Source organism: Gracilimonas amylolytica, from assembly GCF_002911695.1.
In the GTDB taxonomy this organism is placed as follows: Bacteria; Bacteroidota; Rhodothermia; order Balneolales; family Balneolaceae; genus Gracilimonas; species Gracilimonas amylolytica.
Map to the genome: position 1 here is coordinate 189,050 of NZ_PQBS01000035.1, position 12,418 is coordinate 201,467.

Annotated in this window: 13 protein-coding genes; 6 read left to right on the forward strand and 7 right to left on the reverse strand. The window is 45.2% G+C overall.

From position 1 onward, the window contains the following. Position 1: 1 nt before the first annotated feature. The 5 genes from C3B73_RS08845 to mvaD all read right to left on the reverse strand — a co-directional run bounded on the left by C3B73_RS08845 (position 2) and on the right by mvaD (position 6,133). Positions 2 to 223 (reverse strand): ferredoxin, encoded by a 222-nt coding sequence (locus C3B73_RS08845; RefSeq protein WP_103665239.1) that lies wholly within the window; start codon positions 221 to 223, stop codon positions 2 to 4. Next, complete coding sequence (locus C3B73_RS08850; protein WP_103665240.1) at positions 223 to 1,500, reverse strand: peptidase U32 family protein; 1,278 nt, start codon at positions 1,498 to 1,500, stop codon at positions 223 to 225. Before C3B73_RS08850 ends, C3B73_RS08845 begins: the two co-directional genes overlap by 1 nt. 136 nt (positions 1,501 to 1,636) lie before the next feature. Continuing rightward, positions 1,637 to 3,910 (reverse strand): hydroxymethylglutaryl-CoA reductase, degradative, encoded by a 2,274-nt coding sequence (locus C3B73_RS08855; protein WP_103665241.1) that lies wholly within the window; start codon positions 3,908 to 3,910, stop codon positions 1,637 to 1,639. 79 nt (positions 3,911 to 3,989) lie between these two features. Next, entirely contained in the window at positions 3,990 to 5,069 is a 1,080-nt protein-coding gene (locus C3B73_RS08860) for a mevalonate kinase family protein (protein ID WP_103665242.1), read from the reverse strand. After that, complete coding sequence (gene mvaD / locus C3B73_RS08865) at positions 5,066 to 6,133, reverse strand: diphosphomevalonate decarboxylase (RefSeq protein ID WP_198597321.1); 1,068 nt, start codon at positions 6,131 to 6,133, stop codon at positions 5,066 to 5,068. Before mvaD ends, C3B73_RS08860 begins: the two co-directional genes overlap by 4 nt. 180 nt (positions 6,134 to 6,313) lie before the next feature. Here mvaD and C3B73_RS08870 point away from each other — a divergent pair, with 180 nt between their 5' ends. The 5 genes from C3B73_RS08870 to C3B73_RS08890 all read left to right on the forward strand — a co-directional run bounded on the left by C3B73_RS08870 (position 6,314) and on the right by C3B73_RS08890 (position 9,540). Beyond that, positions 6,314 to 6,499, forward strand: coding sequence for an acetyltransferase (locus tag C3B73_RS08870; RefSeq protein WP_103665243.1), 186 nt, complete (start codon positions 6,314 to 6,316; stop codon positions 6,497 to 6,499). 98 nt (positions 6,500 to 6,597) lie between these two features. Then, the gene (locus C3B73_RS08875) at positions 6,598 to 6,783 is read left to right on the forward strand and encodes a DUF3565 domain-containing protein (RefSeq protein WP_103665244.1); all 186 of its coding nucleotides are present in this window, start codon (positions 6,598 to 6,600) and stop codon (positions 6,781 to 6,783) included. 52 nt (positions 6,784 to 6,835) lie between these two features. After that, the gene (locus C3B73_RS08880) at positions 6,836 to 7,315 is read left to right on the forward strand and encodes a hypothetical protein (RefSeq protein WP_103665245.1); all 480 of its coding nucleotides are present in this window, start codon (positions 6,836 to 6,838) and stop codon (positions 7,313 to 7,315) included. Between the two features lie 148 nt (positions 7,316 to 7,463). Beyond that, entirely contained in the window at positions 7,464 to 8,468 is a 1,005-nt protein-coding gene (locus C3B73_RS08885) for a lipoate--protein ligase (RefSeq protein ID WP_103665246.1), read from the forward strand. A gap of 22 nt (positions 8,469 to 8,490) precedes the next feature. Further along, a complete protein-coding gene (locus C3B73_RS08890; RefSeq protein WP_103665247.1) occupies positions 8,491 to 9,540 on the forward strand; it encodes a COX15/CtaA family protein in 1,050 nt (349 codons plus the stop codon). Positions 9,541 to 9,608: 68 nt separating this feature from the next. On the opposite strand, the gene C3B73_RS08895 is transcribed toward C3B73_RS08890, so the two are convergent. Together C3B73_RS08895 and C3B73_RS08900 are read right to left on the reverse strand one after the other, a co-directional pair. Next, a complete protein-coding gene (locus C3B73_RS08895; protein WP_103665248.1) occupies positions 9,609 to 10,358 on the reverse strand; it encodes an SDR family NAD(P)-dependent oxidoreductase in 750 nt (249 codons plus the stop codon). A gap of 74 nt (positions 10,359 to 10,432) precedes the next feature. Further along, positions 10,433 to 11,059 (reverse strand): TetR/AcrR family transcriptional regulator, encoded by a 627-nt coding sequence (locus C3B73_RS08900; RefSeq protein ID WP_157939459.1) that lies wholly within the window; start codon positions 11,057 to 11,059, stop codon positions 10,433 to 10,435. Positions 11,060 to 11,317: 258 nt separating this feature from the next. Here C3B73_RS08900 and C3B73_RS08905 point away from each other — a divergent pair, with 258 nt between their 5' ends. Next, positions 11,318 to 12,409 (forward strand): efflux RND transporter periplasmic adaptor subunit, encoded by a 1,092-nt coding sequence (locus C3B73_RS08905; RefSeq protein ID WP_103665250.1) that lies wholly within the window; start codon positions 11,318 to 11,320, stop codon positions 12,407 to 12,409. The last annotated feature ends 9 nt before the right edge of the window (positions 12,410 to 12,418 follow it).

The window sequence follows — 12,418 nt, forward strand, 5'->3', positions numbered from 1 at the left end:
GTTATTTACTGACTCTGATAGCGTTTACCGGACAGACTTCTTCTGCCCGTTCATTTAATTCTCTCTCAAATTCACCCGCCTCAACTGAAAAAACCTTCCCCTTTTGCTTACCTCCGATGAGTACACACTTCCCATCCCGCTTTGACATTTGCCACCGTTCGGGCCAGGCCTCCACGCAGTAGTTACATCCAATACATCGATCTCTGTAAAATGTGATCCGCATTACTGCTTGTCCTCCCACACATAGATCTTATCTCCGTCATCAACAACGCAATCTATTTTAAGTGTGCAATCGTTGCCTTTTTCAACGCTTTCTACAGGCGTATCTTCCATCCAGATAGAATGGATAGTTGGCTCAGCTACCCCAGTCTTATTGCCTATGATAAGCAGCTTGTCATCTTTGCTCAGTCCCCCGGCTTTGATGCGCACATGGGCAACCTCTGCTTTCGGGTAGTAATGCAGCACTTTCCCGATAAACCGTTTTTCTTTAGTAGCTGCTGAACCGTGAACTTCACTCCACTCTCCAAGCCTTCTTCCCAGGTAATATCCGTCCCAGAAACCACGGTTGTATACCTCTTCCAGATCTTTTTTCCAGCCGACTACTTTTTCTTTTGAGAAAGTTCCCTCTGCCACTGCTTCGGCGGCTTCCCTGTAACAACGGGTCACGGTTTTAACATACTCCGGTGATCGGCCACGTCCTTCAATTTTCAGGACTTCCACGCCGGTATCCAGCAGCTGATCCATAAAATCGATCGTGCACAGATCTTTGGGCGACATGATATACTCATTATCAACCACCAGCTCCTCACCTTCATCGTTGGTAACCCGGTAAGCGTGTCGGCAATTTTGTTTACAAGCCCCTCTGTTCGCCGATGAATTATAGGTATGAAGACTCAGGTAGCATTTACCTGATACCGCCATACAAAGAGCCCCATGGGCAAATACCTCGATCTGAACCGGCTTACCGGAAGGACCCGTAATATGTCTTTCCTTTACGCCTTCAACGATCTTTTTCATTTGTCCGAGGCTGAGTTCTCTTGCAAGAACCATCACATCGGCAAAGTGGCTGTAAAACTCTACCATTTCAATATTTGAAATATTGGCTTGGGTCGATATATGGACTTCCACTCCCTGTTTTGCTGCATACAAAATGGCGGCCTGATCTGCAGCGATGATGGCGGTAATTCCATGTTCTTTCACAGCGTCAATAATACGCTTCATCAATGGCAGATCGTGATCGTACAGCACGGTATTCAGCGTCAGGTAGGTACGAATGTTTTCTTTTCTTGCCAGTTCGGCGATCTCGGGAAGATCATCCATCGTGAAATTATTACTGGCACGAGCCCGCATATTAAGCTGTTCGATCCCAAAATAAACCGATCCGGCTCCTCCCTGAATGGCCGCTCTCAACGAAGCCCAGTCACCCGCCGGAGCCATGATCTCTGTTTTTCTTTTTAGATCTTTTGTTTCCGTAAGTGACTCTTGTAATGGTGTACTCATAGGTCTGTGCAAATTCTTGATTCATTCGCGGAATGATGGTCCATTCCATTTAACTGAATTTGCCGTTGTTATGTGTACTTAATATGAAGCTGTTGAGATCAGCCTAACTTACCCGATCCGGAAAACAGGGTACAGATCAGTTATTACTTTTGATCTCTGTAATAAGTGCATCATATCCTGCCTGATGCATTTCCTTTTGAATGGTCTTCTGAGTTTTTTCAGAATCACACAGGGCGATCATAGCTCCACCGCCACCGCCTCCGGTCAGTTTGGCGCCTAATGCTCCATTCTGTCGGGCGATCTCAACCAGCTCTTCTACCTCAGGACAGGAAACCCCTAAAATATTCAGGAAACCGTGATTCATATTCATGATCATACCAAGTTCATCAAGGTCACGTGACTCAATGGCTGCTTTGGATGCAATGGCCAGCTCATCCATTTGATTGAATATCTGCTTATACCATTTAGGATATTTTTCAGCCTGCTCACGCACCTGCTTCACCATCTTGGAGGTCATGCTTTCAACCCCACTCAATCCGATCACAATTGGGATGGATTCGTTTAGAGTGATGGTCTGCATATCGGGTGGAGTACCTTTCTGAAAGGCGATCAGGTTACCATAGGTCGATACGGTATTATCGATCCCCGAAGCTCCGCCGTGCACGATGTCCTCAGACTCAAAAGACAATCTTCTTACATCGTCATCTCCCAGCCCTAATTCAAAATGTTTGTTCAGGGCACGTATGATCGCAACGGCCAATGCCGCAGATCCTCCCATACCCATTGCTCTCGGTACTTCGGGAAATACTTCGATATTCATGCCTTTATCCCTCAGATCAAGGTGATCAAGGATCATTTCAAGGGATTTGTAAATGGAATACTTGTGATCGGCTCCGAATTCAATGGTCTGCTCCACGCCCCATCTTGGGATCAGTAGCCTGACTCCTTTGTCATGATCCCAAACCTTCGCTTTCATTTTAAGGGTGATTGGGGCCGCGACGGCATGAGTACCGTGCACCACAGAATGTTCTCCTGTCAGGATGATCTTGCCGTAACCAAAGGACATGTCCTCATCTTTATCCACAGTGGGAGCCGAAATGGTTCCGATCTTCTTCTCTTTTTGAAGCTCATCTATGATCTCTTTGGCTTTCCAGACTTTTATCTCGCCACTTTCCACCAATCGTTCAAGAACTTCCTCAAATAGCTCTGCCGGAGCGCCGGCTGTACTTGCCACACTGCGTGCATGCAGGGTCATATGTCCACGCTGAATACCTTCAGTTCCAAGTGAACGCAGAGCCGAAAAGTTTTGCGCCAGTCCAACCGCTCCCATCACTTCAGCCAGTTCGGTAGCCGACTCGATCCCAAGGATCCGGTGAGCAATCCCCACCGCTTTATTGGATTTGAGTGACCCGCCAACGGTTCCAACCTTCAGAGGAATATCAATAGTACCCACCAGATCACCCTGTTCATTTTTGAACCAGTTGGTCAGTGAGGTATATCGTCCGCTTCTTGAGGCATAGGCATGAGCGGCGGCTTCAATGGCCCGCCAATCGTTACCGGTAGCGATGGCAAGCGGATCTATGCCATTCATGATCCCTTTATTGTGGGTTGAGGCCCGGTATGGATCGATAGCAGCAAACTCAGCTGCCCGAATGATCCCGTCCCTAACCTCCTTTCCGGAAGAATCGTTGAAATCCAGATACTTCGTCGGGATCACACATTTTGCCCGAACCATAGCCCGGTCGGTCAGGTTTGATAAGATCCTCAGATATACCTTTGAGCCTGACATCTTCTCGATGAGTGGAGCTACGCCTTCACACATACTGTTTACCAGATTGGCTCCCATTGCATCTCTTGTATCAACCAGTAGATGCACAACCACCATACTTCCCGGATGCCGATCCTGCTGATGGATCATCACTTCAAGATCTATGGCTCCCCCTCCACGTTTAACCATGTTAGGATGCAGGCTGTTTGCCAGGTTCAGGATCTCTTGCTTTTCCTGCAGAATGGTATGCCGGACTTTCATTGGATGCCGAACATCCACCAGCTGTATCTGACCGATTAGGATCGGGTCATCCGATTCAACCTCAAAACCACCGGCATTACGCACTACCTTGGCCGCTGAACTGACTGCTGCCAGAATGGATGGTTCTTCCACTACCATTGGCACGATGTAGGGCTTTTCATTGATCAGGAAATTCAGTCCCAATCCCATGGGCAGGCCAAACACCCCGATCACATTCTCGATCATCTTGTCGGCATCATCCTGCGAAAGCAGATGCATTTGTTCGCGAAGGGCAATGTAATCTTCCTGACTCAGGATCTCCTTTTCACGGAGAATATCCAGCCGGTTTTCTACACTATACTTATAAAACTTGGGGATGCGGGATTTATCGTTGTTACTCATCAAAAATCAATTTACACACACGTTTCCAGGATGGATCGGAAGCTTGTTGGCTCAGATCCAAAGATCCATACACGTTCTTTTATCCAATTTCCTTTCGGGCTGAGATCTGGACCCCTTTGGGTTGTACTTCAAGATTCATCAGATCAAACATACTCTCTTTGATGGCACGCCGGATCTTTTCAATACAATCGGGGTTATTGCAGAAGGCAATTCCAATATCACCACCGCCGGCACCTGATGGTTTGTAGGTTCCACCCTGAGCTTTCACGATGGAGTTGATCTCTTCATGAACATCTGATACGATCTCCGTTCCACTTCTCAGGCCAAGCTCGCGTTCACATTCAAAGAAATCAGAAATAATATTCAGAAAGGCATCAGTATCATTGCCGGCAAAAGCCTTAACTCCTTCTTTGGAAAGCATACCCATGGTGTCAAGCAGCTTATCATAATCCTTTGGATGCTCATTTTTATAGGTATGAACATTCCGTACAAAATTGCGTGTGGAAACCGCATAACCGGCCCAGATGCATTCCATGTACAGGTTATCGGGGCGACCGATCTTTTGAATATTGCCATTTAACCTGTTTGCATTTTCAGGCATGCTGTAACTGATGATACCTCCGGTGGCACTGGCTGCTATATCCACTCCGCTACCCATTTTTCCCTGAGCAAAACGGTGAGCCAGAAAGGCCTCTCGATACAGGTCTTCATCCGAGATATTTTTACCAATGTACTCCATCAAACCTGAGAGCAATGAGACCGTTAAAGCCGCGCTTGAACCCAGTCCAAACTTATTCCCAGTAACCCTGTGATAAAATGATGTGGTATCGATACTGATAGAAGCACCGGGAATCTTTCCTGCTTTCTGACTTACATATTTCAGTATGGCAAGTACAAAATGAAGCTGCTCCTGAGTTTTCGAATCAACATTAGTTCTGAAATGGGCATCCCCATCCTGATCCAGGATGAACTGTATCTCAGGAATGTTCAGATTTGGGGTTCGTACCTGAAACGTGCTGTTGTAAAGTGACTCAATGCGAACCTTACAATGCCTGTTTACAGCAGCAACAAGCGCAGGAGCTTTTTCCAGCACGGCATACTCACCCAAGAGGATCAACTTTCCGGGAGATTTAACGTTAATTGTCGTTTGGTCCATCATATGATCGTTTCATTCACCGTTTCCATGATGTACGCACCAGGCCCCGGTTTAGCTTCAATTACAGATCTTACGCCGTCAATTTCTGAAAGAGCACTTTTTACAGCTTCCACAGATTCAGGTAAACATAATATTTTTACCTGGGGTCCGGCATCGATCGTTACATAAGCCGGTATACCATTTTTTCGTAAAATCCACACTCTATGAATCGTTTCTGTGGTCGCAGCATTCCAATAAAGTATAGGAGGTTTGGCAGCCATAGCTAAACCATGCATTTTAAAGCAGCTATGTTCCGTCAGTTCCCCCGTTTTCTCAAAATCCTTGTCAGCAATTGCTTGTCTCATCTCCCTCAGGTCGTTAGGGTGAGATGATACCCAATGCTCATAGTAAGGTGCCGTTTTGGCTGTTCGCAACATCCCTTCGGTTGAACCGAGTTCCTTTTTTTCATCGGACGTGACTGCTACCAGTAATCTCACATCCCAGTAATTCTCATCCTGCAGGGGAACGGCAAAATCTTCACTTCCGTCATCTTTAGTTCCCAACTGCATTTCACTGAAACCTCCGTAGATAGAGCGGGCTGCCGAACCGGATCCCATCCGTGCCAGCCTTGAGAGGGCTTCATCAGAAAGTGATTGTCCCATTGCTTTACCGGCTGCCAGTGCAAGGGCCGCAAAACCCGAGGCCGAAGAGGCTAAACCCGCACCGGTCGGAAAGTTATTTTCACTGATCACTTTTGCTTTAGGTCGGTCACTGTTACCGGCGGCTGTATCCAAAAAATCTGATAAGCGCTTCAGGGCTGTTGCAGATGCATCCTGATCATTCAATATGAGCTGATCTTCTTTAAGCGTATCACTGAACTGAAGAGTGGTCCTGGTGTGAAGAGCATCAAGGGTCAAAGATATAGAACCCACTGCCGGAAGATTATACTCTACCGACCGCTTGCCCCAATACTTGATCATTGCAATGTTGGAATGGGCAACAGCCGTAACCGGACTTAAACTAAATTTTTTGATGACTGAGTGAGTTTTAGTTACAAAAAAATGGTTGCGCTCTTTGTAAACATCCAAAGTTAAGCTTTTTAATTCAGCATCGGTAGAATTTCTCGGAAAGTTTTTTCAGGAACCCCAACTTTATTTTTGATCAGCAGGGTGAACCACCCGAATTGATTCACCCTTAACATTTTCTCTTTGCCTGCATGACCTTATACTTGGGTAAGAAATGGCCAATATCACACACCCCCGCAGATCATGAACACTGAACTTGAATTAGCCGAAACAATCAGGCAGGCCTGCATAGAAGCTGCCAAAGAAGGATTCATGCACGCTTCCATGAGTGGATTGTGTGCTGAAGGAGCCATGGAAGCAGCCATCAGTGCGATTCAATCACTGGATGTTGAGCAGCTTATAGATAAAAAAGGAATTAAACACGGATAACACAGATAGAGCGGATGATCATGGATCTTCATTATTTCTGCAACGATCCTCAGAATCCGCTTCATTCGTGTTCCATGACCATTTAGTTAAGGGCAAAAATGAAACAGCCGATCATTGGTTTTCACAAAGATGAAGAGGGAGATTGGGTAGCCGATCTTAAATGCGGGCACACACAGCATGTGCGGCACAATCCACCCTGGCAACTCAGGCCCTGGGTCAAAACAAAAGAGGGCCGGAAGGCAAAGATCGGTTCCACTTTAAATTGTAAAGAGTGTGACCGCTAAAATTCGTAACTTTGAAGCCGTTTGAAAATCCAACTAAAACAGGGCTTCTGATATGAGTGCATCTACCTTTTTCCGGACCGTCATTTGTGGATTCATCGCAACCTTTGCCATGGCTATGGTGGCTTTTTTGCAAAGTGGTATCGGCCTTCCGGTCATAGATGTTGGGCATATTCTCACTGAAAGCTTCAATGAGGTCCACGGCACCGGAACGTATCATATCATATTTGGAAACCTGGCATTTAACATCGGTGGCATACTTCTGGCAATGATCTGGGTGGTTTACTTGAAAGACCGTATTCCCGGAAACTGGTTGATCCAGGGGCTGATCTACGGAGTGATGATCTCCATTTTTGCCGGACTTTTTGTTTCTCCTTTTGTGTCAGCTGCTGCCGGTGAATCGTTCGGGATCTTTTATTCCAACACCTGGGTGCCCGGTAAATTCATCCTGGCCGGACTTCTGATGCATGTGGTATATGGTCTGGTGCTAACTCAATCATTGAAAGTTGCCGGTGTACGTGAACTGAATGGTTAATTTTTCAAAGATGTTACTACGCCTACAAATGTTCACTTTTAAGAAGGCGGGAATTCAGTTGGTCCCGAGAATTTTCCTTTAGATACATCATAAGCTCTGCTCTCGCGGAGGCAACCTTTGAAACCAAAATCCAAAAATTCTATACAGAATGATATTTATTGATAACGAGGGGATCACCAAACCTCAGGTTAACCTTGCACTCGAAGAATTTGCACTCAGAAACTTTGGCGAATCGGAGGACTATCTGCTCTTTTATGTGAATGAACCCTCCATCATCATTGGGCGTAACCAAAATACTCTTGAGGAGATCAATGATGAATATGTGAGAAGCAACGGCATTCATGTAGTACGCAGAATGAGTGGCGGTGGAGCCGTTTATCACGACCTGGGTAATCTGAACTTCAGTTTTATCACCAAATACAAACAAGAGAACCTGAATAACTTCCTGAAATTCAACGAACCGGTGATTCGCATCCTAAAGGAAATGGGTGTGCCTGCTGAAATGAGTGGACGAAATGATATCCTGGCTGATGGTAAAAAGATCTCCGGAAATGCTCAGTTCTCCACCGGTAAACGCATGTTCAGCCATGGAACCCTTCTCTTTAACAGCGACCTTGGCGAGGTAGCCAATGCCCTGAATGTGAAGATGAGTAAGATACAGTCAAAGGGACACAAATCTGTGCGTAGCCGGGTTTCCAACATCATTGAATTCATTGATGAAAAGAATATGACGCTTGCCGACTTCAAACAAAACATTCTTGATGGATTATATCAGGACCGAGAGAATTTTGAAACTTACAAACTGACCGAGGATGAGTGGAGATCGGTTCACGAATTGAAGGAAGAAAAATACGGTAACTGGGACTGGAATTACGGGAAGTCACCGAAATTCAACATTCAACGATCGAAACGATTTCCGGTTGGCGAGATCGACCTTCGGCTGGATGTTCAGAAAGGCCACATCAAGAACCTGAAGATCTACGGAGATTTCTTTGGCAAGGAATCCGTGCATGAGATCGAAGATATGCTGCAGGATGTTCGGTATGAGCCGGAAGATATCGCTGCATCCATAGAAAAGATCGATGTGAAGGATTACTTCGGAAACATTGAACGGCAGGAATTCCTGGACCTCATCTACGGAGAAGACGAATAAATTATTTAAACAATTGAATGACATGACAAACGAATATAAGCGCCCCGTGTATATCTGGCTGTGGTCGGGCGTGATCCTGATCACCCTCATGGTAGTGATCGGCGGCATCACCCGATTGACTGATTCCGGTCTATCCATGAGTGACTGGAACCTCATCATGGGATCCATCCCCCCGATGAATGAAGTGGAATGGGATAAAGCCTTTGAACGATACAAGGAATTTCCTCAGTATCAGAAGATCAACGCGGGCATGTCGCTCGATGAATTCAAAACCATCTTCTTCTGGGAGTATTTTCACCGATTGATAGGGCGCGTCTTGGGCATCGTTTTCATCGTACCCTTTATCTGGTTTTGGGTGAAAGGGTATTTTGACAAGCGACTGCTAAAACGACTATGGGTACTGCTGTTACTTGGAGCCTCACAGGGTGCCATGGGCTGGATCATGGTTAAAAGCGGATTGGTGGATGTACCCTATGTAAGTCATTATCGGCTGGCCATCCATTTCTCGCTGGCCCTCATTCTGTTTGCCTACTGCCTCTGGCTGGCTTTGGATGTGAAATACCACAGCAGCCTTAAAAAAGGAGAAGCAGACGTAATCCCCTTCAAAAAATGGATGTATTCCATCGGTGTACTTCTGTGGATACAGATCATTTATGGAGCTTTCACAGCCGGACTCGATGCGGGATTCATGTACAACAGCTTCCCTAAAATGGGAGGTGAATGGCTCCCCCCTACGTTTTCAATGCTTGATCCCTTCATGAGAAACCTTGTTGAAAATCCCGGGACTGTTCAATGGTTGCACCGGCTTAACGGTACGATCCTATTGGGAGTGGTAGCCGCTTTCTGGTGGAAGATGCTCAAGAATGACCACACCACAGACCTGATGACCTTAGGAACTTCTCTTTTGGGTGTGATCGTCTTTCAATATTTGATCGGGATATTCACCGTCATCTACAGTGTACCCATTTCACTTGGAGTGCTGCATCAGGCCATTGCCGTCATATTCTGGGGTATTTTATTGGCCCTCTGGCATAAAATGAAGTACCGAAATTTTTACCCTGAGATCAATTGAAGCAAAAAAGCTCCCCAAATATTTTTGAGGAGCTTTTTTTAGTTCTGTTAATTCTGTTGAACCGGTGACTATTGGGACAAATAACCTCCATCTACTGCATAGTAATTACCGGTAACGAATGAGGCCTTGTCGGAAGCAAGCCAGAGTATGATCTCTGCTACTTCTTCAGGTTTTCCTAAGCGACCAATTGGATGTAATCCAACCAGCATTTCCAGAGTTTCATCATCCAGACCCTCTAACAAAGGGGTTTTGATATAACCCGGTCCCACTGAATTCACCCGGATCCCTTCTTTGGCATACTCAATAGCTGCTGTTTTAGTAAAACCGACTACACCGTGCTTGGCTGCCACATAAGCAGGAGAATTGGCGGTTCCAACCTGACCAAGTATGGAAGCAATATTCACGATACTGCCACTTCCATTTTTCAGCATTTCCTCGATCTGATATTTGGTTCCGTAAAACACACCACTCAGGTTGAGCTTGATCACTGTATCCCATCCGTCAATTGGATAATCGGCCGTTTTTGATAACGGACCACCAATACCGGCGTTGTTGACCGCAACATCCAGTTTGCCAAATGCTTCAACTGTTTCACTGACCAAGTTTTTGTGGTCTTCAGCCTTTGAGGCATCTGCTTTTACAAATATGGCTTCCCCGCCATCTGATTTAATGGCTTCCACTACTTTTTTGCCATTCTCCTCGTCAATATCAGAAACCGTTACTTTTGCCCCTTCTTTTGCAAACAATAAAGCTGTTGATTTGCCAATTCCTTTTGCAGCTCCGGTTACGATCGCTACCTTGTCATTTAATACTCCCATGATGTTCCTCCATCTTTGTTAATAATACACTATTAAATACCATTCAATTGTGAATATGTTGTGAATTGAGCCGTTCAGGACGACTTTTTCATCACAATACTTACGACATAATCCGGCAATATGCGATGCCTTTCTTCAATAAATGCTTCATAGCCTTCGTCATCTTTATCCAGTATAGTTTTGAATACCGGGCGAGCTATAAATGGAAATATCATCAGAGACATAATATTAACCATGATCTGTTCAGCAGGCAGATCTACCGTATTACCTTTCTCACGCTCTTCCCTGATCTGTTGCAGGAAGGGCTGAACTTTCTTCCCGATCTGATCGATCATAAAATTTCGGAGCCGGTTTGGATCCTTGTTCATCTCATGCAAAACAAACAGGGGTATATCCGGATTTGCCTTAACGATCTCGAGGTATTTATCCACAAAGCTTCTGAGCTTTTGTTCCAGCGGCAGGTTCTCATTTAAGAGTTCAGCGATCTTGGGAATCACCTTTATGATGGAAAGCTGATATACCTTTTCAAAAAGCTTGGCTTTTGAACGGTAGTAGTAGTGAAGCATGGATTTATTGATCTCAGCTTTATCTGCAATTTCCTGCATGCGGGCTCCCTCCAGTCCCTTTGCCTGAAACACTTCTCTCGCCGCTTCAAATATTTTTAGTTCTGTAGATGATTGGTCCGTCGTCTTGTCTTCCATCAACTCAACTTCTAAAATTTCAATTTCTGATGACCAAACATACAAAAGTCCCGCACAAAAATTAACCAAATGGTTGAATTATTTGTTTAGCTCCTAATATATGCCGCAAAACTATTGGCTTCTTTCTAGTAACTACTTACTGATTTAATTGAATTTGAAAGAATTTAAATGACCTTGGTTACATTTCAACCATTTGGTTGAATCATGTGATTAATACCTTTAAACTATGTTTGACGAATTCCTCATAAAACAATTTATATGAAAATTACACACGCCATTTTCCTGGTGTTAATTACACTGACAGGATGCAATACTGACCAAAACGAAGCAGCCACAGCTTTACAAAGTCAGGATAGCCGGTCCACCGACCTGAAAAACCTTGAACTCATTACTATTGAGCTGGATTCACACCCACAAACTGTAGCGGTTAGCGGCCGGCTCAAAGCGGAAAACAGACTCATGATCTTTCCGGAAGTTCAGGGCAAGATCCTTCCTCCCGCTAAACCATTCAAAGAGGGAGTCTCGTTTAAAAAAGGTGAGACGATGCTACAAGTAGACAGTAAAGAGATTCAGTTTCAGCTTCAGTCATCAAAAAGCAATTTTCGGACTTTACTGTCGCGAACGCTTCCGGACATTAAAATGGATTACCCGGGATCGTTTGAGCAGATCCATACCTGGTATACAGATATTCACCCGGACCAACCCTTTCCCAATATGCCGGAAACGGATGATCCTCAGCTTCAACAATTCCTGAGCTCGCGGGGTATCTATGATGCATATTATCAGGTCAAAAGTGCTGAATCTCGTCTACAGAAATTTACCATCTCCGCACCATTCAGCGGGATTCTTTCGGTAGCAAATGCGGAACCCGGTCAAACCGTAGGCCCACAATTTCACCTTGGAACCTTAGTAGATCCCGATTCCTACATCCTTCAGGTTTCAATGGAAAGGAACCAGATCGCACTGGTTAATATTGGTTCTGAGATCACAGTTCGGGATCAGGGTCAAAGGAACTCATGGAGCGCGCAGGTTGACCAAGTGAATCCAACTTTGGACCCTACTTCACAAATGATATCCGTGTACTTAAAGGTAAGTGGAGAGAACCTGAGAGAAGGTCTTTATCTCGAAGGAGTATTCGAATCAGACAAGGAAATTCAGGCAGCAAGGATCCCGAAATCAGCACTGATCAGAACCGGTCAGGTTTATATTGCAAACGGAGACAAGATCGGTTTAAAACCGGTACAGGTGCTGGATATTGAAAAAGAATACATCAGGGTCACCGGCCTTGAGGACGGTGACCAAATAGTGGCTGATGCTGAATTCGCTTATGCCGGACTCATCTTACAATAAGATCACATC

Bases quoted from the DNA above. Each gene is read 5' to 3' on its own strand.
- C3B73_RS08900 (WP_157939459.1), bottom strand. From the start codon at position 11,059: ATGGAAGACAAGACGACGGACCAATCATCTACAGAACTAAAAATATTT.
- C3B73_RS08885 (WP_103665246.1), top strand. From the start codon at position 7,464: ATGATATTTATTGATAACGAGGGGATCACCAAACCTCAGGTTAACCTT.
- C3B73_RS08880 (WP_103665245.1), top strand. From the start codon at position 6,836: ATGAGTGCATCTACCTTTTTCCGGACCGTCATTTGTGGATTCATCGCA.
- C3B73_RS08890 (WP_103665247.1), top strand. From the start codon at position 8,491: ATGACAAACGAATATAAGCGCCCCGTGTATATCTGGCTGTGGTCGGGC.
- C3B73_RS08845 (WP_103665239.1), bottom strand. From the start codon at position 223: ATGCGGATCACATTTTACAGAGATCGATGTATTGGATGTAACTACTGC.
- C3B73_RS08870 (WP_103665243.1), top strand. From the start codon at position 6,314: ATGAACACTGAACTTGAATTAGCCGAAACAATCAGGCAGGCCTGCATA.
- C3B73_RS08905 (WP_103665250.1), top strand. From the start codon at position 11,318: ATGAAAATTACACACGCCATTTTCCTGGTGTTAATTACACTGACAGGA.
- C3B73_RS08855 (WP_103665241.1), bottom strand. From the start codon at position 3,910: ATGAGTAACAACGATAAATCCCGCATCCCCAAGTTTTATAAGTATAGT.
- C3B73_RS08875 (WP_103665244.1), top strand. From the start codon at position 6,598: ATGAAACAGCCGATCATTGGTTTTCACAAAGATGAAGAGGGAGATTGG.
- C3B73_RS08850 (WP_103665240.1), bottom strand. From the start codon at position 1,500: ATGAGTACACCATTACAAGAGTCACTTACGGAAACAAAAGATCTAAAA.
- C3B73_RS08860 (WP_103665242.1), bottom strand. From the start codon at position 5,069: ATGATGGACCAAACGACAATTAACGTTAAATCTCCCGGAAAGTTGATC.
- C3B73_RS08895 (WP_103665248.1), bottom strand. From the start codon at position 10,358: ATGGGAGTATTAAATGACAAGGTAGCGATCGTAACCGGAGCTGCAAAA.